17 protein-coding genes are annotated in these 25,871 nt (G+C 60.8%); 4 read left to right on the plus strand and 13 right to left on the minus strand.

Features of this window, described 5'->3' with window-relative positions; translation table 11 throughout:
* Window positions 1–41 precede the first annotated feature (41 nt).
* The 5 genes from ACESUZ_RS07815 to ACESUZ_RS07835 all read right to left on the minus strand — a co-directional run bounded on the left by ACESUZ_RS07815 (window position 42) and on the right by ACESUZ_RS07835 (window position 5,729).
* Complete coding sequence (locus tag ACESUZ_RS07815; protein WP_373199413.1) at window positions 42–1,262, minus strand: peptidylprolyl isomerase; 1,221 nt, start codon at window positions 1,260–1,262, stop codon at window positions 42–44.
* A 226-nt stretch (window positions 1,263–1,488) separates the two neighbouring features.
* Window positions 1,489–1,953 carry a PTS sugar transporter subunit IIA gene (locus tag ACESUZ_RS07820; protein WP_195193289.1) on the minus strand — a complete coding sequence of 155 codons (465 nt, stop codon included), beginning with the start codon at window positions 1,951–1,953 and terminating at the stop codon, window positions 1,489–1,491.
* A 154-nt stretch (window positions 1,954–2,107) separates the two neighbouring features.
* Entirely contained in the window at window positions 2,108–2,809 is a 702-nt protein-coding gene (gene purN / locus ACESUZ_RS07825; protein ID WP_373199415.1) for a phosphoribosylglycinamide formyltransferase, read from the minus strand.
* Complete coding sequence (gene purM / locus ACESUZ_RS07830) at window positions 2,799–3,902, minus strand: phosphoribosylformylglycinamidine cyclo-ligase (protein WP_055251557.1); 1,104 nt, start codon at window positions 3,900–3,902, stop codon at window positions 2,799–2,801. The genes purN and purM overlap by 11 nt, the downstream gene beginning before the upstream one ends.
* A 156-nt stretch (window positions 3,903–4,058) precedes the next feature.
* A complete protein-coding gene (locus ACESUZ_RS07835; protein ID WP_373199417.1) occupies window positions 4,059–5,729 on the minus strand; it encodes an amidophosphoribosyltransferase in 1,671 nt (556 codons plus the stop codon).
* A 285-nt stretch (window positions 5,730–6,014) separates the two neighbouring features.
* Between ACESUZ_RS07835 and ACESUZ_RS07840 the strand changes: the two genes are divergently transcribed.
* A complete protein-coding gene (locus ACESUZ_RS07840) occupies window positions 6,015–7,244 on the plus strand; it encodes a putative ABC transporter permease (protein WP_373199419.1) in 1,230 nt (409 codons plus the stop codon).
* 107 nt (window positions 7,245–7,351) lie between these two features.
* Here ACESUZ_RS07840 and ACESUZ_RS07845 read toward each other — a convergent pair whose 3' ends face one another.
* The 4 genes from ACESUZ_RS07845 to ACESUZ_RS07860 form a co-directional block, all read right to left on the minus strand.
* Window positions 7,352–7,768, minus strand: coding sequence for a molybdenum cofactor biosynthesis protein MoaE (locus ACESUZ_RS07845; RefSeq protein ID WP_373199421.1), 417 nt, complete (start codon window positions 7,766–7,768; stop codon window positions 7,352–7,354).
* A 69-nt stretch (window positions 7,769–7,837) separates the two neighbouring features.
* Window positions 7,838–8,710, minus strand: a complete 873-nt coding sequence (locus ACESUZ_RS07850; RefSeq protein ID WP_373199423.1) for a class B sortase — start codon at window positions 8,708–8,710, stop codon at window positions 7,838–7,840.
* Window positions 8,711–8,872: 162 nt separating this feature from the next.
* The gene (purE, locus tag ACESUZ_RS07855) at window positions 8,873–9,337 is read right to left on the minus strand and encodes a 5-(carboxyamino)imidazole ribonucleotide mutase (protein WP_006235810.1); all 465 of its coding nucleotides are present in this window, start codon (window positions 9,335–9,337) and stop codon (window positions 8,873–8,875) included.
* Between the two features lie 289 nt (window positions 9,338–9,626).
* Window positions 9,627–15,962 (minus strand): discoidin domain-containing protein, encoded by a 6,336-nt coding sequence (locus ACESUZ_RS07860; RefSeq protein ID WP_373199425.1) that lies wholly within the window; start codon window positions 15,960–15,962, stop codon window positions 9,627–9,629.
* Between the two features lie 506 nt (window positions 15,963–16,468).
* Between ACESUZ_RS07860 and ACESUZ_RS07865 the strand changes: the two genes are divergently transcribed.
* Window positions 16,469–17,794, plus strand: a complete 1,326-nt coding sequence (locus tag ACESUZ_RS07865) for an IS256 family transposase (RefSeq protein WP_373199427.1) — start codon at window positions 16,469–16,471, stop codon at window positions 17,792–17,794.
* Window positions 17,795–18,165: 371 nt separating this feature from the next.
* A complete protein-coding gene (locus tag ACESUZ_RS07870; RefSeq protein ID WP_373199429.1) occupies window positions 18,166–18,411 on the plus strand; it encodes a hypothetical protein in 246 nt (81 codons plus the stop codon).
* A 107-nt stretch (window positions 18,412–18,518) separates the two neighbouring features.
* Here the strand turns inward: ACESUZ_RS07870 and ACESUZ_RS07875 are convergent, their stop codons facing one another.
* Window positions 18,519–18,824: a type II toxin-antitoxin system prevent-host-death family antitoxin gene (locus ACESUZ_RS07875; protein ID WP_373199431.1), complete on the minus strand. Its 306-nt coding sequence runs from the start codon at window positions 18,822–18,824 to the stop codon at window positions 18,519–18,521.
* A 249-nt stretch (window positions 18,825–19,073) separates the two neighbouring features.
* Window positions 19,074–20,285 (minus strand): ATP-binding protein, encoded by a 1,212-nt coding sequence (locus ACESUZ_RS07880; RefSeq protein ID WP_373199433.1) that lies wholly within the window; start codon window positions 20,283–20,285, stop codon window positions 19,074–19,076.
* A gap of 134 nt (window positions 20,286–20,419) precedes the next feature.
* On the opposite strand from ACESUZ_RS07880, the gene ACESUZ_RS07885 reads away from it, so the two are divergent.
* A complete protein-coding gene (locus ACESUZ_RS07885; protein ID WP_373199434.1) occupies window positions 20,420–20,584 on the plus strand; it encodes a hypothetical protein in 165 nt (54 codons plus the stop codon).
* Window positions 20,585–20,880: 296 nt separating this feature from the next.
* On the opposite strand, the gene carB is transcribed toward ACESUZ_RS07885, so the two are convergent.
* Together carB and carA are read right to left on the minus strand one after the other, a co-directional pair.
* The gene (gene carB, locus ACESUZ_RS07890; RefSeq protein WP_373199436.1) at window positions 20,881–24,195 is read right to left on the minus strand and encodes a carbamoyl-phosphate synthase large subunit; all 3,315 of its coding nucleotides are present in this window, start codon (window positions 24,193–24,195) and stop codon (window positions 20,881–20,883) included.
* A gap of 1 nt (window position 24,196) precedes the next feature.
* Window positions 24,197–25,630 (minus strand): glutamine-hydrolyzing carbamoyl-phosphate synthase small subunit, encoded by a 1,434-nt coding sequence (gene carA / locus ACESUZ_RS07895; RefSeq protein WP_373199437.1) that lies wholly within the window; start codon window positions 25,628–25,630, stop codon window positions 24,197–24,199.
* Window positions 25,631–25,871 lie beyond the last annotated feature (241 nt).

A 25,871-nucleotide genomic window follows, 5' to 3' on the forward strand; every position in this document is an offset into this window, starting at 1 on the left:
TCAATAGTGTGGGCGGCACTCACACGAGCGCCGCCCCATGATTACTCAGTCGTCGACGAATCGTCGGTCGAGCTCTTGGTGACGCCCTTCAGACTCACGTTATAGGGCACGTCCTTGGGCATGGGGTTGACGGTGATGTCGGCGTCCTTCTTGTACTGCTCCAGCCACTCGCTGTACGCGGTGCTTGCCGCCTGCGTCTTCACCACGTTGGAGACGTACTTCTTGATGTCCTTGGGCACCTGCTTAATGTCATCGACCTGATTATCGACATGGAAGTAGTCGGTGCACTTGATGATGTGGTAACCATAGGTCGACTCGACGACGTCGCTCACATCGCCCTTGTTGAGCCCCTCGAGCGCCGCCTGGTAGCTGTCGACGAAGGTGGTGAGCTTATCCCAGCCCACATCGCCCTTCTTCTCCTTGGAACCGGTGTCCTCGGAGTACTGCTCAACGGCGTCCTCAAAGCTCAGCTCACCGGAGTTGATCTTGTCCAGGCACTCCTGTGCCTTGGCCTTGGCGGCAGCCTTGTCCTCGTCGGAAGCATCGGAATCAGCCTTGATCAGGATGTTCGACGAGCGGCGAGCATCGTTGTAGTTAGACAGGTTCTCGTTGATGTAATCGACGATCTCGCTGTCCTTGGGCTTGCTTGTGGGCGCTACCGCATCCTTGAGTTTCTGCTGCGCCAGACTCTCCTTGAGCGAATCCTTGTAGGTGTCCTCGGTATAGCCGTAGGTCTTGAGGGTCTTCTTAAAGGCCTTGGCACCGCCCGCGCTCTTGCACGCGTCCTTCCAAGCCTTCTCGACCTCCTCATCCGACACCGTCACGCCGTTCTCCTTCTGTGCCTGTTGAAGCAGAATCTGCTGCGTGTAGGAGTCGATGAGTTGCTTGCGGTACTTCTTGGGCGTGAGGTCGTTGTCGACCAGATACTGCGCCCAGTCCTTGTCCTTGGTGTAGCCGTAGGACGTGCGCATGCTCATGATCTGCTTGGTCACGGTGTCCTCGGTGAGGTTGGTGCCGTTGATAGTAGCAGCAACACCGCCGGTCAGCTTGTAGCCCGAGGCGTCCTCAGCCCGCGACATAAGGCCGGAGCACGCCATCGCCGAGACGGAAAGCAGCATCGCCAGCACGCCGATGACCACCAGGACGATCTTGACGGTCTTAGACACGTACGTCTTGCGCTGCTTCTTGCGAGAGCTGGAGGCAGCGCGAGCCTGCTGCTCGGGCGTCGGCGCGGCCTCGGAGTTCTTTTTCTTATTTGCCATAGTCGGCCTTTCGCATAACGGATCGAACAAACGCCATTGTGTCACAACGCGGCCCCCGCGGCACGCTTGGTACATTGGGGGCAGGTTAATCTGCACCATTTTGGTGCAAAGGGGGCAGATGCGGCACTTGGCAGTTGGGGACGTTCTTTATGTGCCGGCAGTTAGGGACAGTCCCCCAAGTGCCGACAGAAAAGGAACGTCCCCCAAGTGCCGACTCAGCCCCACCTTAGAAGTGGCGGCGGATGGCGTCGACCATACCCTGGGGCGTGGTCTGGCCGAGCACGTCGGCTGCGGCATCGGCGCCCATAAAGATGTTCATGAGCGCTTGCAGGGCCTCGACTTGGCCGCCCGGCTCGGCAATGCCCAGATTAATGACGATCTGCGCCGGCACCGGAGCGCCCATGCCAGCCATAGCGTTAAATGTCACGGGCGCGGCGGGCTTCACCACCGCGATATAGGGCTTGGCCACAAACCCCGGGTCGGTGTGCGGGATAGCGATGTTGGCCGCCGGCATGGCAAGGCCCGTGGGATAGGCATCTTCACGCGTGCGGACGGCGTCGAGCCAACCGGATGCAATGTAGCCACGTGGTGCAAGCTCGCCCTCAAGCCGCGCGAACACCTCATCCGGCGTCGCACACTCCCAATCAAAAAACACCAGCTCAGGCGTAAACAGCGCTTCGTTATCCGCCATGCGCTCACCTCTCTCTCACCTAGCCATCGGGGACGTTCTTAAATGACTAGTCGTTAAAGAACGTCGCAGGTGACTACCCAAAACAAAGGGTGGCCACGTGCGCCTTGGCGCCAATGACCACCCTGACTACTCAGCTAAATTGTACTGTGCGCCGCTAGCCGCGAGGCGCGTCAATTGCGACCTTGCCGCTCTCCAGCACGTGGACGCGGCCGTCGGCGAGCATTTGCACGACCTCGGGATACAGCACGTGCTCAATCGCGTGGATGTGTTCCCCGAGCGTGTCGACATCCCAGCCCTCCTCAACAGCCAGCGCACGCTGGGCGATGATGGGACCGTTGTCGTAGATCTCGTTGGCAAAATGCACGGTCACGCCAGTTACCTTGACGCCGCGCGCAAAGGCATCGTCGATCGCATGTGCGCCGGTAAAGCTCGGCAGCAGTGCCGGATGCAAGTTGACCACGCGGTTGGGAAACGCCGCCAGCAGCGGCGTGTGCACCATGCGCATGTAACCGGCCATGACCACATATTCGCAGCCGCGCTCGAGCAGCTCGTGCGCGATGATCTCGTCGGCGGCGATGGGGTTGGCATAGACATCCTTGGACAGCGTAAGCGTCTGGATGCCCGCGCGCTCAGCGCGCTGCAAACCCTTAGCCGAAGGACGGCTCGACACCACAAGCTCAATCGAAGCGTTGAGTTTGCCGGCAGCGATCAGATCGATCAGCGCCTGCAGGTTGGTACCCGAACCGCTGATGAGCACACCGATCTTGAGCGGCTCGGCCGTATCGGTACCGGTCGGACGGGTATAGGGCACAAAATCCAGGCCCTCGGCAGCAGTCATCTGCTCGTTAGCGCTCATCGGAGTACACGACCTTACCGGAGCCCTCGACGCACTCGCCCACGCGGAACGGCTTCTCGCCCAGCGCGACCAGGGCCTCGGTCACGGCAGCCTCGTCCTCGGGGGCGACGATCAGGCACAGGCCAACGCCCATGTTGAAGGTCTTGCATGCCTCGTTGGGCGCGAGCTCGGCCTGGCGCGACACGTAGGTGATGACGGGCGGAACGTCCCAACCCATCTCGGCGCCGTTGCGGGTGACCACGGCGTCGACGTCGTCGGCAAGCGCGCGGTTGAGGTTCTCGGTAATACCGCCGCCAGTGATGTGGGCGATAGCGTGCACGTTGGCGCCGCCGCGCAGCAGCTCCAGAATCGGCTTGACGTAGATGCGCGTGGGAGCCAGCAGGGCGTCTGCCAGCGATGCGCCGCCGAGTTCCTCGAGCGGACGGCTCAGCTCCTCGGCCTTAGCGGCGGCCTCGGGCGTGCCCGGCTTAATGCCGTCGACGCCAATGACCTTGCGCACGAGCGAGTAGCCGTTGGAGTGCACGCCAGTGGAAGGCAGGCCCAGGATCACGTCGCCGGGGCGGACGTTCGCGGGGTCGAGCATCTTGGGACGGTCGACGACGCCCACGGTAAATCCGGCAAGGTCGTAGTCGGCAGGAGCCATGACGCCGGGGTGCTCGGCCATCTCGCCGCCCACGAGCGCGCAGCCCGCGAGCTTGCAGCCGTCGGCCACACCCTTGATGATCTTTGCCATGTGCTCGGCCTCGATGTGGCCGATGGCAACGTAGTCCAGGAAGAACAGCGGCTCGGCGCCCGAAGCCAGAATGTCGTTGACGCACATAGCGACCAGGTCCTGGCCCACCGTCTCGTGACGGTCCATGATCTGGGCGAGCACGAGCTTGGTGCCCACGCCGTCAGTGCCGCTGATCAGGATCGGGTCTTCCATATCCTTAAGCGCGGCGGCCGAGAACAGGCCACCGAAGCCGCCGATGCCGCCGATAACCTCGGGACGATTGGTGTCCTTGACCATCTGCTTAATAGCGTCGACGGCGCGGCCGCCCTCGGCGGTATCGACGCCGGCGTCCTCATACGTCACATGCTTGCTGTCGCTCATCTGAGCCTTCCTCTCCCACTACCGTTTGCCGCACTGGCGCCAAACGGTGCTCATAGTTGCGTTCATTTCGGCGCGCGCCATAACAGCACGCGCCGTCATATCAACAAAACAGCAGGTAAAACCTACCAAAATAAACCTGTCCCTAAATGGCAGGTTTTAGGCCTCGCCGTGCTCCTCTTCCCAGCTGCGGTCGTCGTATTTCTCGACCACGGCGTCGTCGTCAAAATGCAGCGGCTTGTCCAGGTTGCGGGGCTTAAAGCCCTCCATGAACTTGTCGCGGCCAAAGCTCTCGGGAATCGCCACGGGATAGCGGCCGGTAAAGCACGCATCGCAGTAACCGCCCTTGGGCATGACCTTCAGCAGGCCCTCGACCGAAAGGAAGGCCAGCGAATCGGCGCCGATATACTCGCAAATCTCGTCGACCGTCTTGTTGGCGCTGATAAGCTGCGACTGCACGTCGGTATCGATACCGTAGAAGCACGGCCAGATGACCTCGGGCGAGTTGATGCGGATATGAATCTCCTTGGCGCCGGCGTTGCGCAGCATCTTGACGAGCTGCACCATGGTGGTGCCGCGGACGATGGAGTCGTCGATGACGACCAGGCGCTTGCCCTCGATGTTGTCACGCAACGGATTGAGCTTCATACGCACGCCCATGGCACGCAGCTCCTGCGTAGGCTCGATAAATGTACGACCCACGTAGCGGTTCTTGATGAGGCCCTCGCCAAAGGGAATACCGCTCTCGTGCGAATACCCCTCCGCGGGCGGCAGGCCGGAGTCGGGCACGCCGATGACCAGGTCGGCCTCAACGGGCTCCTCATGTGCCAGCTGACGACCCATGTCATAACGGCAGGCGTAGACGCTCTTGCCGTTCATGATGGAGTCGGGGCGAGCGAAGTAGACCTGCTCAAAGATGCAGTTAGCAGGCTCTTCGGCGGCAGGCACGCCCTGCTCGGACACAAGGCCCTCGGCGCTGATGCGCAAAATCTCACCGGGACGGACGTCGCGGACGTACTCGGCGCCCACAATGTCGAGCGCACAAGTCTCGGAGGCGACGACCCAGCCGCCGGCGCGGGTGACATGGGTGGTGGCGTCGACCGTCGCGGCGCCGTCCTGCGACGGCAGCTGCGAAACGGATGCGGCATCGGCCTGGTCCAGGCCCTCGTCCACCAGCTTGCCCAGCACGAGCGGGCGAATGCCGTGCGGATCGCGGAATGCGTAGAGCGCCTGCTCGTTGATGAGCGTCATGGCGTAGCCGCCGCGCACGAGCTCCATGGTCTTGCGAATGCCCTCGCGCAGATGGCCTGTACGCTGAGTAAAGTAGCCGATGAGTTTGGTCGCGACCTCGGAATCCGAGTTGGAGAGGAACGGCACGCCCAGCTCGATCAGCTGGCGGCGCAGCTCGTCGGTGTTGACGAGGGTGCCGTTGTGCGCGAGCGCGATAATGACGCTATTGATGGTAGAGAGGTGCGGCTGAGAGGCTTCCCAGCTCTTGGCGCCGGCGGTGCCGTAGCGCACATGGCCCACGGCCAGCTGACCGGAGAGCGTCGACAAATCGGCATTGGAGAACACACGGTCGAGCAGGCCCAGGTCCTTGCGAACCATAACCGTGCCGCCGTCACCCACGGCGATTCCCGCCGATTCTTGGCCACGGTGCTGCAATGCACGCAGGCCAAAGTACGTCAGTCGAGCCACGTCGCGATCGGGCGCCCAGACACCAAAAATGCCGCATTCCTCATGCAGCTGGTCGGAGTCCGGATCATACGTCGACATGGCGTTCACCTGTCCCGCGGCACGCTCGGCCGCGCGGATGGTTTCTTGAGACATGGTATCCCCTCAGAGCCTCGTATTTTGGCGTTACCCGCCTTATTATACGCACGGCGCGACGCGCTCCCCAGCGCATGAGCAGCGCTTTTTAAAAGCCCACCGAGCTAATAATCCGTTTTGCGGCCAAACATTTTATCGGCCTGCCCAGTGCAGGCGCCCGCGCTCCCAGATGTCCGCCGCGCCCACCGTTGAGGGTTGCATTGTTGCAATTGGGACGTTCGTCCTGTCTTTTGGCAGGTCGGCGGCGTATCCTTATAACCTACAACAAAGCGAGAAAGGTTCTGTATGGATCGAAACGAACTCGACCCCAGCGTCCCCAGCGCCACGGAGGTCAAGAAGATCCCCCTCGTCATTAAGGTGTACGCCGTCCTGTGCATCCTGTCCGGCGTGAGCACGCTCCCGTCGGTCGCCGCCTTTATGTGGCAGGTCATCACCGCGCTCATCAACGGCAACGCCGCCGAAAAGCTCGGCGACAACACGCTCGTCGCGGTTGGACTCATCGTCGCCGGCATCATGCTCTCTGCGGCAAGTGCCGTCATCCTGATCATCTTTGGCCTGGACCTTATCAAAAACCAGCGCCGCAACGCCGCCCGCCTGTCCTACATCCTTATCGCATTCACCGTCGTCGAGCTTTTGGTCGACGTGATGCTCCAAGGCATCGGACCCTTCCTGCTGCGCCCCGCCGTCCAGCTCGTCATCCTCATCGCGCTTTCGGCCACCGTCGACCCCACGCTGCGCCAGGAGCGCGAACTCCAGCGCCGCCTGCAGGAGATGCTCGACCGCGACGCCGCGGACGAGGGCATGCTCGGACGCGATGAAACCGGCGAGGGCTACATCAAGCTCAACTACTTCAACCTGTTCTGGGTATTCTTCGTCTGCTGCGTGCTCGGCCTGATCGCCGAGGATATCTGGCACATGACGGTCGACGACCCAGGCGTCTACCAGAACCGCGCCGGCATGCTGTTTGGTCCCTTCAGCCCCATCTATGGCTTTGGCGCCGTACTCATGACCATGGTGCTCAACCGCTTCTATAAAAAGAACCCCATCATCATTTTCCTGGTAAGCGCTGTGCTCGGCGCGAGCTTTGAGGTGTTCGTGGGCTGGTTTATGCAGACCTCATTTGGCGTGGTCTCGTGGAGCTACTCGCACATGAAACTGTTCGGCATGCCCGACCCACTCGCCGTCCTTACGGGCGGACGCACCTGCACGGGCTTTGCCTGCCTGTGGGGCCTGGGTGGCCTTATCTGGATCAAGCTGCTGCTGCCGAGGCTGCTCAAGCTCATCAACATGATTCCGTGGAAGAGTCGCTACTCGGCCACCGTCATCTTTACCGTCATTATGCTGGTCGACGGCGTCATGACGCTGCAGTCGCTCGACTACTGGTACCAGCGCGTCAACGGCACGGAGCCGGATATTCCCGTCGCGCAGTTCTACGGTAAGTATTTCGATAACGACTATATGGAGAACCGCTTCCAGAGCATGACCATGAGCCCCAAGGATGCGACGCGCGTGTAGCACCACGCAATGCCGAGATTTTCCAACGCACAGAAAAGCCCGCTGGCAGACTGATTGAACTGCCAGCGGGCTTTTGCTGTAGATGGACTCGAATTGATCGCAAAGTCCTATGCCTCGCGCTCGATCTCGCTCACACACTCATTTTTGATGGTACCGACGAGCGCCTGCAGCGCATCGACCACATGCGGGCGAATGTCTCCGCCAATGAGCACGAGCATGATGTCGTCGCCCACGGTAAGCTCGCCACTCGCCAGCCACACGCGCACATAGCCGATACCCGGCATCGCGCGCGTTGCCTCGATAGCAGCCTGCACCTTTTCGGCATCAAAGCCAAACACCATGCCGCCCACCTTATGTCCAGGCGCCACACCATCTGTCTCGACCCCACGCACCTCGGACTTAGGCGTCGCGCGCACCACGCCGTTATGCGTCAGATACATACCGCACGCAGATGCCGACGAATCGGTCTTGGCTTCGCGCAGCCAAGCATCAACCGAAGGCATCGATTTGCCACTTTCAAGCATCATTTCTCCTTTTTACTGTCGTCGAGTAGCTCATTTGGGACGGGGCTCTTTTAGCTACTCTCGAACCACTTATTCCTCGACCGGCGTGAGCACCATGACTGCGCGCGTATTGCTAAATGACAGCGAGCGGCAGGTCACAAGCGTTACGACCTTGGTTGCCGAAGCGGCACGATCGGTGGCATCACTCGCCACGGCAGAGGCAGCGTCGAGCATCTCGGACAGGTAATTCTTCAGCCCGTCATCGCCCTCAAAGTTGGGCGTGCGTGCCTTGGCATACGTGTCCTCGACCACCTTGGTCGCCAGCGGGCGCAACTTATACGTCGCATCGCGCGTGATGTAGTACACGTATTCCATGCTGTCGAACGTCGCTTGATCGGTCGTATCCGAAATCACGTTGAACATCGAACCGTCATTCATGTGATGACCGTAAATCGTGGTCTGCTGATCCACCATGCCCGGCGCGGTGTCGTCGCTATCCAAGAAGATGGCTCCCGAGGCATTGGCCGTACCGTCAAACAGCGTGTTGAGGTACTTGGAGTTGTTGTTGGTTTGCACCACGGGGTAGTTGATGTTAGTGCCGGGCGTGTAAATCCAACCAACAACCTCGGGATTTGTCTGGGCAAGCGCGTTGAAGTCGATAATCGGCACGCCGCTGGCGTCCTTGTCGCTCACATATTGCTTTTCGATCTTTTGATACGACTCGCTCGCCTGCTTATAGCCAATCTGCGCGTTGATAAAGATGGCGGCCGCGGCAACGATCAGGCCAATGCCGATGATGATGAGCAGAATGGGAATGACGGAGCGGCGCTTTTTGCGCGGCGGCTCGGTATAGCTCGATGGCGCGGTATGCGCCGAAGAGCGAGGTGACTTCTTGGCCGTACTGTATGACGAAGGGCGATATGCAGCAGGTGTATCCTGACGGCGATGCTTCGCCGGCGTCACAGGGCGCGGCGCGCGCGGTTGCTGAAGAGAGGATGTCCGACCCCGCTGCGGCGCGCGGGCCGCTCCCGACTTGGCTGGATCGGGAATCCGAGAAGCCGAAAAACGCTTTCCCTGATAGTCGGACATGGCTCTCCTTATGCTGCAAATGGACTGGCAGAGCGCTTAAGCGTCAGCCATCTCCTGCTTCATCTTCTCGATAACCTTGCGGTACTCGGGGTCGCAGGCGCCCAGAATCTGCGTGGCGTAAATGGCAGCGTTCTTGGCACCGTTGATGGCCACACAGGCAACGGGCACGCCCGAAGGCATCTGCACCATCGACAGCAGCGAGTCCATACCACCCAGATCGCTCGTCTTCATAGGCACACCGATGACCGGCAGCGGCGTAAACGCAGCAACGACACCGCCCAGGTGAGCAGCCTTGCCAGCAGCAGCGATAATCACCTTGATACCGCGGTCGGCAGCAGTCGAGGCCCACTCATGGACCTTCGCCGGCGTGCGGTGCGCGCTTGCAATCACGAGCTCATAGGGCACGCCCAGCGCCTCGAGCTCGGCGGTGCAACCTTCCATAACGCCCAGATCGGACTTGGAGCCCATGATGATCCCGACAACCGGCTTCTGATCTGCCATAAACAAAGACCTCCTGTTGAGAGCGGTGACGCGGCGAATCCGCGACCCTTAACTACTGAGAGTAGTATAGCTGCTCCCGTCCCTGCGGTCTCTGTGGCGCTTCGCGGGCGGGCCAGGCTTTATCTTCACTCCGGTTGCTTCGCAAAGTCGTTCAGATAGAGCCTGGCCCGCCCGCGAAGCGCCCTGCGACCTACCGGATATTGCCATGACGTACGTTGGCTGAAATAATAAAGCAATGCCCGCCGTCCTTGACGGAGCGGCGGGCACGTTTGCTTAGTTGTCGCTGGGACTACTTAGCCTTGCTGCGACGATGGAAGAAAGCGCCGATCGCGGCGATGATGGCGCCAAGACCACCGACGGCCGCGACGGTCGCCGCCGTCTGGTCGCCGGTATTGGGGATCGCCGAACCGCTCTTCTTGCTGCCCTGGGCCTTGTCGCCTGCGGGCTTGCCCGCCTGGTTGCCGCCGTTTGAGCCATTGCCGGAACCCTGGTTGCCCGAGCCGCCCTGGTTGCCGGAATCGGCATCCTTGAGGCTCTCAATGGCCAGCTTGAGCTGGTCATAGGCCGCCTGGAGCTGGATGTCGGAAGCATTCTCATCACCCAAGACGTCCTCGGCGTAGGTAATGGCATCCGTCAGGGCCTTGACAGACTCGTCCGTCTTGCCCCTGGTGTCAGTCTCCTTCGCCTGCTTGACCAAGGCCTTGAGCTGCTTCTTGGTCGGGTTCTCGACCGGGGTCACCGGAGTCTTCTCAAGCGCGTCGCGAGCACTCTCGAGTGCCTTGAGTGCCTGGTCGACCTCGTCCTGCGTGGCGTTCTCGTCGTTCAGGATGGCGCGGGCGCTCGCCAAGGCGTTCTGGAACGCGGTCCAGGAAGCCTCGGTGTAGTCGCTGGCCTTAAGGTCGCCGGCTGCAACCTCGGCATCAACCTTTTCAATCGCGGCAGTGAGGTCGTCCTTCGCCACCGGATTGGGAACGGCCGTACCGTAGAACTTGAGCTCCGCCATGCTGCAGTAGGCGTCAACGCTGCCACCGCCGGCGTGGAGCACCTTGACGGTCACGTAGCGACCGCGCGCGGCACCAAAGCTCATCTGCTTCCAGTCGCCACGGTCGGTGAGCACGCGGCCGTCGTTGTCGAAGGTAAACGTACCCATCGACGTGGCGGTGCCCATCTCATAACCGTCGGCGGTGTCGGAAACCAGCACCTCGGCCTCAAAGATATCGCCGTTCGTGCCGCCGTCCTGGCGCGGCAGGAACGTGACGTCGGTGAGATCGTAGTCGCGGCCCAGGTCGACGGTCAGGTACTGGGGCATACCGGCCTTATAGGCCCAGTCGCTGTGCCAGAGCGTCTGCTCATCGCCGTCAAGAGCGTTGACGGCGTTGCTGCCCTCATAGTCGGCCTCGCTCGAGAAGCCGGTCACCTTGACGTTCTCGCGGTTCTCGGGCGTGTTGATGAGGCTCTTCTCATCGACGGGGCGCATCTTGAGGCCGTCGATTGCCTTCTCGATCTTGGCCGTGGCGTCTGCGACATCCTTCTTGCTATAGCTGCCCTGGCCGCCATCGAGGAGCTTCTGAGCCGCCTCGACCGCAGCGGTGAGGGCTGCATAGGAATCCTTGGTGTAGACGGACTCGCTGTAGCCCGCGGCCTTGGAAAGCGCTGCCATGAGCGCAGAGGTGTCGACACCAGCCTTGACCTCGACCTCATAGGATGCGGTCTTGGAGGGATCGAGCACCGACGCCACCGTGATCGTTGCCTTGCCGGCCTTGTTGGCGCGCAGGTAGTAGCTCACGCTATCGCCGGCCTGGACAGCGGAGACGCTCACCACAGAAGGATCGGAGCTCTCGACCGTCACATAGGGGTAGCCGGCGCTCTCGGGCGTGGCCTTGGCGTCGACGAGCGTCACATCGCCCTCGAAGAACTCGGTCTGGTTCTTGCCCAGTTCGACACCCTCGATGGCCTCGACACCCTGTGTGTAGTTGAAGTTGATCTCGCGCAGCGTGAGCATCTGGTCACCCGATGCCTCAAGCGGCGTGATCTCGACCTTGGTCGCCTTCTTGCCCTTGTTCTCGGCAGAGAGGCCAAAGGCGTAGCGAGCCTGATAGGAATCAAAGCTTCCGCCCGAGAACTCCTGGGTCGAGCCGTCCTCGAACGTCACGACGGACTTAATCTTCTGCACGGTGCCGTTGCCACCGTTGCGGTTAACGACCTCGACGCTATCGAGTTTCGACGGCGTCTTGAAGGCGAACGTCATCGTGGCGGGCAGCTTGACGTAGGTCGGCATCTTGCCGTCGATCCAGTTGGGCCCATAGTTCCACAGGAACTCGAAGTCGTTGCCGCCCTCATTGTTGTCGAACAGTCCGTCATAGCTCTTCTGCTGGATGAGCTTCTCGACGTTGGTGCCGTCGTCGGTGGGGAGCTCGTCGTTGGTCATCGTGATGTCAAAGGCGTCGCGGCCGTACTCGGACTTGGTGGGCTGCGGGACACCGGGCATCGTCACGGTGCCATCACTCACGAACTCGAGCGCGTCGCACGCCGGGCCGACGAGCCAAGACGTCGAGGGCAGCTCGACCTTGCCGGCCGTCTTAGCCTTGAGTTTAAAGCTCGCGACCACACCAGTACTGTTGAAGAGCTTGGCGTCGCCGCGGTTGGCGAAGGCCAGGTTGATGGTCTGGTGGCCATCCGTGAACTGCACTTTCTCGCGCGAGAGGTTCTCCATGCCCGCCGTCGACGCATCCTGCGCGATGCTCTCGGAGACATACTCGAACTGGTCGCTGTTGAAGTTGACGAGCGCACCGAGCGCGTTGATGTTCTCGGCGTCGGTGGCATAGACGTCGACCGTGATCTCGTCGCCGGCCTCGACCTCCATCTTGCTCGGGATCACCGCGAGGGTGCCAGCAGCCTTGCCCTTTTGCTTGGTGCCGCCGTCGAGCGCCGCCATGGTGAAGGAGTAGTCGTACACGTCGTAGACGCCGTTGCCGTTGAGGTCGGCGAAGTGGGCGCGGATCTGGGAGTCGAACGTCGAGGTGTCGGGCTCGCGGTTCTCAAGACCCAGGTAATTCTTCATGTTGGAGTAGTCGCCGTCGGAGACCGTGGCCTTGTTGAGGTTGGAGCCCACAGCAAAGCCGTCCGTGCCATCGGCCTTGTAGATGGCGATCTCGGACGCGGAGAAGAAGCTGCCCACGGACGCGAGCGGCGTCATACGCACGTAGCGTGCGGCCACGGCGCCGTCGAACGTCACCGTCTTGCAGGCGGCGGAGCGCTCCCAGTCGACCTCCTGCGTCGTCCAATGCACGCCGTCGAGACTCGTCTCGATACGCATCTTGGTCACGGTGCCGTTGCCGGCGTCATCGCGCGGATAGTACTCGAGCTTGTCGAGCTTGTAAGCGCGACCGTAATCAACGGTGAGTGCCTTACCCAGATCGTTGCCGCCGGAGTGGAAGCCACCGTCACCCGACTGGAACTCATGGTCGAAGGCGAGATCGGCCTTATGGCTGCCGTAAAGCGAGCCCTCCCAGGTGATTTCCTCAGCGTTAGGGACGTTGCGCCACGGGTCGAGTGCAGAGTTCGCCTCAAGAACGTCGCTCCATGCAGAGTAGCCATCGGCGTTGCGCGAACGAATCTGGTAGGTATGCTTGCTGTTGTAGGCAAGATCGGTATGCGTGAATTCTGCCGCATCGCCCACGGCGAACACAGTGCCGTCTACCTTAAGGTCGTAGGAGGTAGCACCATCGACCTTCCCCCAGGTGAGCTTAATGCTCGTGGGGGTCGTGGCGTCCTCGGGGGCAGCAAGATTCGCAGGTGTGGAGAGGTTCTCGTTGAGGCGGTCGGCCGCGAGCGTGGCATCGGCGTTCACGAAATCGCCCAGTTCGAGCGTCTGCGCTGCCGTGGCGACATCGGTCTTCGCGAACTTGACGTAGACCTTGGGATTCGTGGTGATCTTGGTGTTGTTGAAGCTCTCGCCCTTCTCGGCCTCGGTGCTGTCCGCATCGCTGCCGTAGTGGTTGAGGTTGGGGGTCTCGTTGTAGAAGTAGACCGCCTGGCCGGCCTCGGGGGTCGCGGCGTCAAAGGCCTCCTGCGAGTCGACCTTAACCACGTTGAGCGCGGATCCGCCGTTCTTGGCGGAGACGCTCGTGGGCTTGGCGGAGACGTTGGCCACAAAGGTCGTGGTGCGGTTGGAGTCGTAGCCGCTGTAGCCGCCCTGCGATGCCTCGGCGGTAAAGGTCGCCGTGCCGCCCACCACGCTCGACTTATAGACGGTGCTCACATGCTCACCGTAGGAAATATTGTCGATTGTGCCGTAGGAATCGTCCTCGGTCGTGTTGTTCTCGATGGAGGAGCCGTCATCCTCGTACTGCGTAAAGCTGCCCTCACCCTCGGTGGCGAAGAACTCGACGATACGCTGGCTGCGGTCGGTGCCCTTGGTGTTGGTCTCGGTCACGGCCTCGGGGTTGTTGTTCTCGGCATACATCGGCACGATGGCGTTGGCCTTAACAAAGAGCGGCAGCTTCCAAAGCGGAGCCTCGTAGTTGTTGAGGACCTGACCGCCGCGGTACTGCTTGCCCGAGAAGTAGTCAATCCAGATGGTGGGATTCTCGTCGGTACCGTAGTTGGGCAGGTAGATACCGTTGCGGACATCGTTGCCGTTCTCATCTGCCTGGGTATCCTGATACACCGGCGCAACCAGGAAGTTCTCGCCGAACATGTACTGATACTGCGTCGAGGTGCTCGCGGCGTACTCGGAGTTGTCGGAGAGCAGCATGGCGCGAATCATGGGCAGGCCGGTATCGCCGTTACCCGTGTCGATGTTGGCCGCCGAGGCCGCGCTCGTGTAGATATAGGGCATGAGTTGTGCTTTGAGCTTGAGATAGAAGCGCGAGATGCCCGTGTATGGATCGCCGTGCGTCATGGGCGACTTGCGGTAGGTGCCCCAACCGTCCATGTCAAGCATAGAGGGCGTGAATGTCTTCCACTGGTAGTCGCGCGTGGAGATGATGGGGCTGCCGCCAAAGATGCCGTCCATGTCGGAGCCGATGTTGGGGTTGCCCGAGAGACTCTGACCGATATACGTGGGGATATGGAAGCGAATGTACTCCCAGTTACCGCCGTACTGGTCACCGGTCCAGATGCCGCCAAAGCGCTGCGTGCCGGCCCAGCCGTCAAGCGTGATGATGTTGGGGCGTTTGTTGGCGCCGGTGGTCACGGTGTCATAGGCCGCCTTGATGCCGTTGAGGCCAAAGGAGTAGCCGGAGCCGACCCAAGCGACGTCGGTCTTGAGCGTGGTGATGCCACCAATCTTGACTTCAGAATCGAAATCGCGCAGCAGATGCCACGGGGTCTCGGAGTTGCTATCGGGCTCGAGGTTCGACTGGGTCCAGAGACCGGTGCTCACGCCCTTGGAGTTGGCATACTCGGTGAACTTCTTAAGATTGTCGACGTTGGCGCGCACGGCGTTGAGGCGCTCGGCAGAACTCGTTCCGTCGGAGTTGACGCCGCCGGTCTTGTAGTAACCGTTCTGGCCGTAGCCAGCACCGTAACCGTCGTTCGGCAGGAACCAGCCGAGCGGCATGTCGTTGTCCTCGTAGTCATCGATAACCTGCCGGGCGGAGAACTGGCGGTCGAAATCGGTCGCCTTCATGTTCTCGGTATCAACCGTAGGGCCCTCACCGTTGAGCGTCTCGGCCGCAAGCGTGCCGTCGAGCTTGTAGCCCGTCGACATGCCAGACTCGTATTTAACGTCGCCCTTCTCACTCGAGGACTTGCTGCCCTTGGTCTCCCACTTCTTCTGACCCGAGGTCGTTGACCAGCCATCACGGTTATAGGCATTAAGATGACCCAGGTAGAAACCATACTCGGGCAGCAGCACCGGATTGCCGGTCACCTTGTAGTAGTCCTGCAGCATCTCGGTTGCCACGTTCGAGGCGCCCGTTTCGGTTGCCACGAAGTAATAGGCATCGAACTCATTCTCGCTGTGCGAGGTCGTGACCGTCGAGGAGTCCGTAGAGCCAAAGTCGTAAGAACCCTCAGCAAACGTGTTGCGAAGCACGCCGTAGCCGTCGCTCGTCCAGTAGAACGGGTTGGGCGAGGCGACGCCGCCGTCGGTCCAGTTGTTAGTGTTGGAGATGGCGATGGTCTGGTTGGTGTGCAGGAAGCGCCCGTTCTGGGTGCCACCGCCAAAGAAGTTCTCGGACTTCTCTTTGGCGAGCGTCTGGACAGTACCCTTCTTGTCAAGGTCGAGGGATGCGGACTCGGAAACCACGACGCGGTCGCCCGATTTAATGCTCATCTTGCCGGTCGCCTTGTCCAGAACCACGGTCGCCTTGCCGCCGGTGATCTCGATGGCGTCGCCTTTGTCTACAACCGTCGCGCTCGGCTTGCTGTAGGTGTCCGAGGTGTCGGGCTGGGCCTGAATCTTAGCCGTGTGGGACTTACTACGCGGCGTGGCGTACTCGGAGAACTCGCCTTTGGGGTCGACGTTGTAACGGAAAATGCCGTCCTCTAGAAATGTGACCCGGCCCTTGATGCCGTCGGTGAAATCGATGTCGACGACGTTCGAGGCGGACTGAGACACGGTCGCCGAGTCGACGCCCTTGAGCGGCGTGGCAATCGCCTGCTGGGGGCTAGCGAACACGAGAGTCGCCGCCGTTGCGACGAGAACTGCGCTTCCCTTCACCCACCGTTTCGTGAAAATGGAATTCCTACGCAACTGGACTCCTTTCCTCCGACATGCGGAAGTGTCGCGGACGCGCGCCTCGCAGCACGGGCCCACCCGTTATCAATGGGTCAACTGGTAGTAACCAGATAGCCACCTATTAGGCTGAATCAGTATACGGAAGCAGTTGCGCAACCAAGTTCGAAATTCTCCCAGCGGCATTAAAATGAACGTAGACGGCTAAGTGGACTCAAAAAGCCATACCAATTGGTTCTTCAACCAAATACCAATTAAGCAAAAATGTACTGTTTATCTGGTATTACCTAGACCATACCTTTACGTACGTTGGCTGATTTTGGGCTTAAACGAGCAATCGACAGAGGGTGGTGGACAGTTAGGTAGCGCGCACAGTCGTGGTGTAAGAAGCAAGGGAGGGCCATCGCCTAGAATCGTCAGTGCCTAGATATTCGACGAAAGGAAAGACGATGGCCCACAGCGACATTCTATCCCAGCCGGACCGGGGGCTCGGCCTCGACCGGCCCCAGACCGAGGCCCTGCTCGCGCTGTTCTCGCGGTGCGACGACCTGAGGGAGTTCGGCAGGGAGGTGATCCAGTCCGTGGTCAACGCCCTGATGGACTCCCAGGCGCAGGAGGCCTGCGGCGCGCCCCGCGGCTCCAGGTCGCCCGAGCGCGTCAACAGCAGGAACGGCTACCGCGAGAGGTCCCTGTCGACCTCCCTCGGCGACCTCGAGCTGCGGGTCCCCAAGCTGCGCGAGGGGACCTACTTCCCCGAGGGCATACTCAAGCGCTACACGCGCGTCGAGGCGTCCATGGTCGCGCTCGTGCGCGAGATGTACGTCGCTGGCGTGAGCACCCGCAAGGTCGGGCTCGTCGCCGAGGAGCTCGGCGTCTCGTCGCTGTCCAGCTCCGAGGTGTCGGCGCTGTGCGCCGGGCTGGACGAGGAGGCCGAGGCGTTCAGGACCCGGCCGATCGAGGGCGAGCACCCCTACGTGTGGCTCGACGCGACCTACATGAAGTGCAGGACCGGCGGGCGCTACGCGAGCGTCGCGCTCGTCACGGCGATCGGCATGTCGTCCTCCGGGCACAAGGAGTTCCTCGGCTGCGCCTGCTTCGACAGCGAGAGCGAGGCCGCCTGGTCCGAGTTCCTCGGCTCCCTCAGGGACAGGGGCCTGCGCGGCGTGAGGCTCGCGGTGTCCGACGCCCACGCGGGGCTCGTCGCCGCCGTCTCCAGGGTCCTGCCGGGCTGCTCCTGGCAGCGGTGCCTGACGCACCTCCAGCGCGACATCAGGGGCCACGTCCACAGCCTCGCCGGCCAGGCGCTCGCCGCCGACCTGGTCCGGGCGTGCGCGGGGCAGGCCGACGCCGACGTCGCCCGCGCGGCGTGGGACCTGGCGGCGCCCAGGGTGCGCGCCCTCTCCCGCGCGGCCGGCGACGTCTTCGAGGGCGCGAGGGAGGACGCGCTCGCCTTCATGTCCTTCCCCCGCGAGCACTGGCAGAAGATCAGGACGAACAACGTGCAGGAGCGCGCGAACCGCGAGATCAAGAGGAGGTACCGCTCGGTGCAGTCGTTCCCCTCCGAGGCGTCCATGATGCGGCTCGTGTGCGCGGTGCTCGCCGGAGAGGAGGGCAGGTGGGCCGCCCACCGGGTCGCCGCGCCCGAGTCGGCCGCCCGCGCGTCCGCCCCGGCCCCGGCCCCGGAACCGCTCGAGGGCGAGAGGCTCGAGGCGGTCAGGCTGGCCGCGCACGAGGTCATAAGGGAGGTCCTTGACCGCCACGGCGTTGCGGAATAGCCTTAGGCGCAGGGGGCGCTGACGCGGCCCTCCCTCTTACACCACAAAAATTCGCGCGATCGACAGTTAGTTCAGATATGTATTTTTTGGCGGTGCTAATTGGCGCTAACAAACTGGTTTGGGCCCCTTTAGACCCGATAATGGGTCCTTCTCGCTCTTGCCCGTACACCTTTATCAGTTCAGACCACCTAAAACAGCCCAATCAAGCTCAAATCGCCCTCCACGCGGCCTCAAATAAATACAAATCTGAACTAACTGTCCAAGAGGAGTGCCCCACGGATAGGAAAAGGCTCTGGCGAATCCTCTAATCGCCAGAGCCTTGTCAAAACCCGTGTGTCTGGAGCGCATCGCCGCATACCAGTCTTTCACCCATGAAGCTAGAGATTTTCTTCCGCCCACTTCTCAAAATCAACCGCTCGCCTTTGGGCAGTTCGGTACACTTCCATGTCTTCGCGAGCGCCCACCACGACGATGGCCATTTTCCCTTTTATCTTGATGAGGCGATACACAATCCGAATGCCACTTCCTCTGAGCTTGATTTTCATAAAGCCTGTCAAATCTGTACCGGCCTTGTTTCCAAGGGGTTTACCGAATCCGCCTTCGTTCTACGACAATAGATTCGCTCTGATTTTCTCGATGGCCTTAAGCACGTTCTTTCGTTGGGAGCCGTCCAGACGCTTAACATCCTTGAGAGCATCCGGGTAGAAAGCGACTTCGCACCCGCTCATTCAAACTCGACCTCATCCATCTGATCGAGTTCGTCCTGGCCCACACCCAACTCTGCCATAACATCAGATAAGGAAACGAGTTCATCATCGCTTGTCGCAGCCGTCCTCTTAAGGGCCAACGTCAACAAGGCGAGGTCCTCCTCCGCCTGCTTCGCCTCCCTGTATTCATCGGGCGTCACGATAACGAACGCCGGCTTGTTGTGTTTCAAAACCACAACCGGGTTGTCGTTGCTCACTCTCGAAAACGCAGCGGGACCCTTACCGTGACTGAAATCGCTGATGGGAACAAGATTGTCGAGCATCTTTAAAGCAGGCATCGAGACCTCCAAATATAAAGTCTTTTATGCATTCATTTTAGCATGCAGAAAATAAAAGCAATCACGGAATAGTGACACGGACGAGGCATCGCTTTCCACCAACCGTTAATCATCGACCGAGCATAATGTCCCGCCAAGAGATTGAGCGAGGATTCTGTCCCTCGAAGAGGGCCGTATTGGCCTCCTCGCGGGACGAAATCCTCGCTCGTTCGTTTCAGCCCGCGTCATCGCGTACTAGACGGCCAGCTCGCCTGATTCACCCATAAGCCATCGTGCCAGGTCGACGACCTTGATGCCATCCCAATCAGTCGTTTCGTGCCCTGTTCGGGCGATGACACACTTGGGATAGGCGTCTCGAATCCGTCGCAGCGGATCAAGCTCACGCTCCAGCGTCGCTTCTTGGGAAATGTCGTCACTCACCTGGATATAGACACGGCGGTCGCGCCTGATGGCGATAAAGTCTACTTCCTTTTGGTAGAGAACGCCGACGTAGACTTCCCATCCGCGGCGCATAAGCTCGATTGCCACCATATTCTCGTAAACATGGCCAAAATCGAGCTTTTTCGTGCCAAGCGCGGCGTAGCGAAACGAATGGTCGGCCAGGTAGTATTTATCTCCCGTCGACAGGTATTTCTTTCCTGAGACGTCAAAGCGACGAAACCGGTAGAACGCAAACGCATTACACAGGTAGTCGATATACACAGCCAGAGTCTTGTCGCTTATCTTAAGGTTCGCTCGTGACAGCTCGGCCGCCATCCCCTTGAGAGAAGAGATGTTTCCGACGTTATCCATCAGGAACTCGCAGGAACGTTTAAGCTGCTCCGTATTACGTATACGATATTTTTGTCTGATGTCGCCCAGGATAAGAGTTTCAAGCACATCCGAGATGTATGAGAAACGCATCCTTTCGTCCTGGTAGATATAGGAACCCGGCATTCCTCCCTCTCGGACATAGCGAGCAAGGGCCTCGGCTGGAGAAGTGATCTCGTGATACGCCGAGAACTCCGCAAGTGAAAACGGAAAGACCTCGATCTCCACCGTTCTTCCCGTGAACAACGTCGAGAGGTCGCTTGAGAGAAGAAAGGCATTCGACCCCGTGATGTAAATGTCATATTTCTCTGACGCATGAAGACTGTTGATAGCCCGCTCGAACCCTTCACACATCTGGACCTCGTCGATCATGACGATATTCCGGCAACCCTCGATATAGTGCTTTTCCACATATGTATGCAGCGCATGGTATTCCGCCAACGGCTCGAACTCAAGTAGATTGAAGTTGACGCGTATGACGTTGGCCGAGGGGTCGTTTGAACGAAGTTGGCTGGCAAACGCCTCAAGCAATTTCGATTTTCCGCATCGCCTGATTCCGGTGATCACCTTGATATCAGGCGTACCTGCCACCTTGGAAAGCTTGCTCATGTAGAACGGGCGATCTATAAGTTTCATGGCAACCTACTTCGCAAAATCCAAAACCATTAGGAAACGCGAAGTAAAATATATCATCTACTTCGCGTCTTTGAAACATCTTAGATTTTGCGTAATAATTCCTGTCAAGCTATCGCAAGCACGAGGCCAGCCTGTTGGGCCAAACCACCGGCAAGGCGGCCATGCGCATCGTGCGCTCCACCTACGACAAAACGGGAGCCCCGTTCGAAGTCGGCGTCCTCATCAGCTGCGACAGTCGAACCCAACTCCACGTGCACATCGCCGCCGGCAAGACGACCTTCACCACGAAGATGCAATAGCCGGGGTGCACGGTCCGTGGGCAACCGAGCGAGGAAAATGTCCCATCAACAAAACAAGCGAGGATTTCGTCCCACGTAGAGCCCAAATCCAAGCTCCCCAAGGAACAAAATCCTCACTCGACATCCGCATCCTCTTTAGCCTAAGTCATCGCGCAAAGCCCCTTCCGCAGCACACGGTGCAACCAAGTCACCGCAGGCCGGGGCGGGGGGCCGAGTTTCCTCCTGAGCGACTCTGCTTGCAGCCGGAGCGAAAGGGGGAAATCTCGGCCCCTCCCGCCCCGGCCGAACAGGTCAGTCTACACCGTGTACTGCGGCAGGTCCTGCAGGGCGATGACGTCCATGCCCATGTCGTTGGCACTGCCGTGACCCTGTTGATCCTCGCGCACGGCCTCGATGGCACTCACGTACGTGTTGGCAGCAGACATCGCGGTCACGCAGGTCACACCGCGGCGCACGGCCTCGGTGCGCAGCAGGTAGCCGTCGCCACGCGAGCCCGGGCCGTATGGCGTATTGATGATTACCGCAATCTTGCCATCGGCGATGAGATCGCCGATATTGGGACGCTCGCCGTCGTGCGGGCCGCTAATCTTTTCCACGACCTCGCACGTCACGTTGCCTCCACGCAGCACGCGCGCCGTGCCCTCGGTGGAGCAGATATCAAAGCCCAGGTAGCGCAGGATACGGGCGACCGAAAGGATATGACGCTTGTCGCGGTCGCACACGCTAATGAACACCTTACCGGCGCTCGGGTCGGGCAGCTTGTAGTCAATCGCCAGCTGCGTCTTGGCGTATGCCTCGGGATAGCTCTTAGCGATACCCATGACCTCGCCCGTCGACTTCATCTCGGGCCCCAGGATAACGTCGGCGCCCGGGAAACGACCCCAGGGCATGACGGCTTCCTTCATGCAGAACCAGTCCAGCTGACGCTCGTCGCTCGGCAAGCCCAAGCTTGCGATGGAATCGCCCGCCATGATACGCGCCGCACACTTGGCCAGCGGCACGCCGGTAGCCTTGGAGATAAACGGGACGGTACGGCTTGCGCGCGGGTTGGCCTCGATCACGTAAACGGTCTCGCCCTTGATGGCGTACTGCACGTTGACCAGGCCGCGCACGCCCAGCGCCATCGCGATGCGGCTCGTGGTCTCGCGGAGCTTCGCCTGCAGGCTCTCGCTAAAGCTGAACGGCGGAATGCAGGTCGCAGAGTCGCCGGAGTGAATACCGGCCTCCTCGATATGCTCCAAAATGCCGCCGATGTAGACCTCTTCGCCATCGCACAGGGCGTCGACATCGGACTCGATCGCACCCTCCAGGAAGCGATCGAGGTACACCGGGTAGTCGGGGCTAATGCGCGCAGCCTCGGCCATGTAATCGCGCAGATGCTCGGCATCGTAGGCGATCATCATGCCGCGGCCGCCCAGCACGTAGCTCGGACGCACCAGCAGCGGGTAGCCGATGTGCGCGGCTACGGCCTCGGCCTCCTCAAACGAGGTGGCCTGGCCCGCCGGCGGGTACATGATGCCCAGCTTGTCGAGCAGAGCGGCAAAGCGCTCGCGGTCCTCGGCAAAGTCGATGGCATCGGGCTTGGTGCCCATGATGTTCACGCCGCTCTCCTCGAGCATGCGCGCCAGCTTAAGCGGGGTCTGGCCGCCGAGCGTCACCACGACGCCATCGGGGCGCTCAACGTCGATAACGTCCATGACGTCCTCGTAGGTGAGCGGCTCAAAGTACAGGCGGTCGGACGTGTCGTAGTCGGTCGAGACGGTCTCGGGATTGCAGTTGACCATGATGGTCTCAAAGCCGCGGGCCGCCAGCGCGTAGCTCGCGTGCACGCAGCAGTAATCGAACTCGATACCCTGGCCAATGCGGTTGGGACCGGCGCCCAGGATCATCGCCTTGGGCTTGTCCGTCGGCGTGGTCTCGTCGGGAGCCACGCACTTCTTGGCATCCGGACTCGTGCGGTAGATGTTCTCGTACGTCTTGTAGTGGTACTCCGTGGCGCTCGAGAACTCCGCAGCGCAGGTATCGACCGTCTTCATGCTGGGAACCACGCCAAGGCCCTTGCGATAGGCGCGCACAAAGCGCTCGTCCGAGCCGGTCAGCGCGGCGATCTCGGCGTCGCTCGTGCCGTACTGCTTGAGCAGGCGCATCGCGTCGGCGTCGATATCCTCCACACGCAGGCCGCGGATGCTCTCCTGGACCTGCACCATATCGTTGATACGGTTGAGATACCACGGATCGATACCGCAGATGGCATGGATGCGAGCGATGTCCCAGCCACGGCGCAGGGCCTCGACCACAAAGAAGATGCGATGCTCGGTCGGGGTTGCCACGGCCTGAGCAAGCTCGTCGTCGCTCAGCTTATCGGCACCCTCTTTGCCACCGGCGCAAATGCCCTGGTGGCCATCCTCCAGCGAGCGCATAGCCTTGCCAAAGGCCTCCTCAAAGGTGCGGCCGATCGCCATGATCTCGCCCACGGCCTTCATACGCGTGGTGAGCGTGGGGTCGGTACCCTTGAACTTCTCGAAGGCAAAGCGCGGCACCTTGACAACGCAGTAGTCAATCGTGGGCTCAAAGCAGGCAGGCGTTGCCTTGGTAATGTCGTTGACGATCTCGTCGAGTGTGTAGCCCACGGCCAGGCGCGCGGCGGCCTTAGCGATGGGGAAGCCCGTGGCCTTGGAGGCCAGCGCGGACGAACGGCTCACGCGCGGGTTCATCTCGATGACGATCAAGCGGCCGGTCTGAGGGTTCACGGCAAACTGCACGTTTGAGCCGCCGGTCTCGACGCCAATCTTCTCCAGAATGGCGAGCGACGCGACACGCATGCGCTGATACTCCAGGTCGGAGAGGGTCTGCGCCGGCGCCACGGTGATGGAGTCGCCGGTGTGCACGCCCATGGGGTCGAGATTCTCGATGGAGCACACGATGATGCCGTTGCCGGCGTGGTCACGCATGACCTCCATCTCATACTCTTTCCAGCCCTCGATGGACTCCTCGACCAGCACCTCGTGGGCAGGCGAGAGCTCCAGGCCCTGGCTCACGATGGAGACGAGCTCCTCGTGGGTGTGAGCGATGCCGCCGCCGGCGCCGCCGAGGGTAAAGCTCGGGCGCAGTACGCAGGGATAGCCCACGCGCTCGGCGATGGCCTCGGCGTCGGCCACGCTGTAGGCATAGCCCGAGCGCGCGACCTCCAGGCCAATCTCGGCCATGGCCTCGTTAAAGAGTTTGCGGTCCTCGCCGCGCTCGATAGCGGCCAGGTCGCAGCCGATCATCTCGACGCCGTACTTGTCGAGCGTACCGTCTTTCGCCAGCTCGACGGCGGCATTCAGACCGGTCTGGCCGCCCAGCGTGGGCAGCAGCGCGTCCGGGCGCTCTTTCTTGATCACTCGCTCGATAAATTCGGCGGTGATGGGCTCGACATAGGTGCGGTCGGCCAAGCCCGGGTCGGTCATGATGGTCGCGGGGTTGGAGTTGACCAGGATGACCTCAAAGCCATCCTCCTTGAGCACCTTGCAGGCCTGGGCGCCGGAGTAGTCGAACTCGCAAGCCTGGCCGATAACGATGGGGCCCGAACCAATGACGAGGATGCGCTTGATGTCAGTACGTTTCGGCATGTTAGTTCTCCTCGGTCTCAGCGGTCTCGGCAAAATTCCAGCCAGCGAGGCGGTCCTTCGCGGTGTCGATGTCCAGGTAGTTCTCCTCGCCGTCCATGAGTCGCGTAAAGGCGGTAAAGAGATAGTGGGCATCGGTGGGGCCAGGCGAGGCCTCGGGGTGGTACTGGACCGAGAAGCACGGGGCGTCGAGCAGCTGGATGCCCTCGGCGGTGCCGTCGTTGAGGTTCACATGTGTCAGGCGAATGCGGCCGAAGCGGTCGTTCATCACGACCGGCGCGATTCCGCGGCGCACCCAGACGCGCAGATCTCCATCGGCCGCATGCTCGGTCTCGCCGCCCGAAAGCTCGGGGACAAGCTTGCCCAGACTGGGGAACAGCAGGCCAAAGCCGTGGTTTTGCGCGGTGATCTCCACGCGGCGGCTCACCAGGTTCATGACCGGCTGGTTGCCACCGCGGTGACCGAACTTAAGCTTTTCCATCTGGGCGCCGCAGGCCAGGCTGATCATCTGGTGACCAAGACAAATACCAAAGACCGGCACCTTGCCGATCAGCTGCTGCACCTGCTCGTAGGTCTCCACCACGGCATCGGGGTCGCCGGGGCCATTGGACAAAAAGACGCCATCGGGATTCATGTCGAACACCTCACTCGCGGGCGTATCCCACGGCACGACGGTAAGGTCGCAGCCGGCGCGGACGAGGCCCTCCAGAATGCCGCGCTTCACACCGCAGTCGTAGGCGACCACTTTGTGACGGGCAGGAGCGGCAACCGCAAGCGCAAAGTCATGCGTGGCAGGCAGGTCGGCGACCACAAACTCATGAGGCGCGGGGCAACTTACGGTCTTGACCAGGTTCTCGCCTACCAGCGTGGGCGCTGCGGCCAGGCGCTCGGCAAGCTCGTCGACGTCGAAGATCTCGGTCGAGATAATGCCCATCTTGGAACCATTGTCGCGCAGATGGCGCACCAGAGCGCGGGTGTCGACACCCTCGATAGCGACGATGCCGTGGGCACGCAGGTACTCCGGCACGCTGACGGCCGAGCGCCAGTTAGAAGGCGTGGCGCACATGTCGCGAACGATCATGCCGCGCATAGCCGGAGCGCTCGCAGGGCGCACGGCGTCGCCGGGGAAGGCCGACTGGACGTCGGTCTCGTCGATACCGTAGTTGCCGATCTGCGGATAGGTCATGGTTACGATTTGGCCGGCATAACTCGGGTCGGTCATGACCTCAAAGTAGCCCTCGAGCGAGGTGTTGAAGCAGACTTCGCCGGTCGCGGTGCCCTCGGCGCCGCATGCACGTCCATAAAAAATGGTCCCATCCTCAAGATACAGGATGCAGGGACCGCAGGTGCCCTTGCTGGTTTTGGCCAGCATACGCTGGCAAAGCTCGCTGGGCGCGAAGGTGCGGGCGGAAGCGCCCGCGGTATGGTTGTTCGCCATAATTCTCCTTCCCGGTCTCACAGGACCGGCTTAAAGGTGTGTAGTTAGGCCTCGCGGTATTGTAACCGCAAGCATGCCTCATGGCGTTAATTTCATCGAAATGTTTACGAAATGATAATTATGACTTTCTATGCATAATGATTTTTCTGGGACGGGGATTAAAAAAGGCTCTGTTAGACCAGGATTGACATACATGTGTCCCCACGGTGCCATATCGTTGACCCCATAGACCGCGATGATG

This window comes from Collinsella aerofaciens ATCC 25986, assembly GCF_964239575.1.
In the GTDB taxonomy this organism is placed as follows: domain Bacteria; phylum Actinomycetota; class Coriobacteriia; order Coriobacteriales; family Coriobacteriaceae; genus Collinsella; species Collinsella aerofaciens_BQ.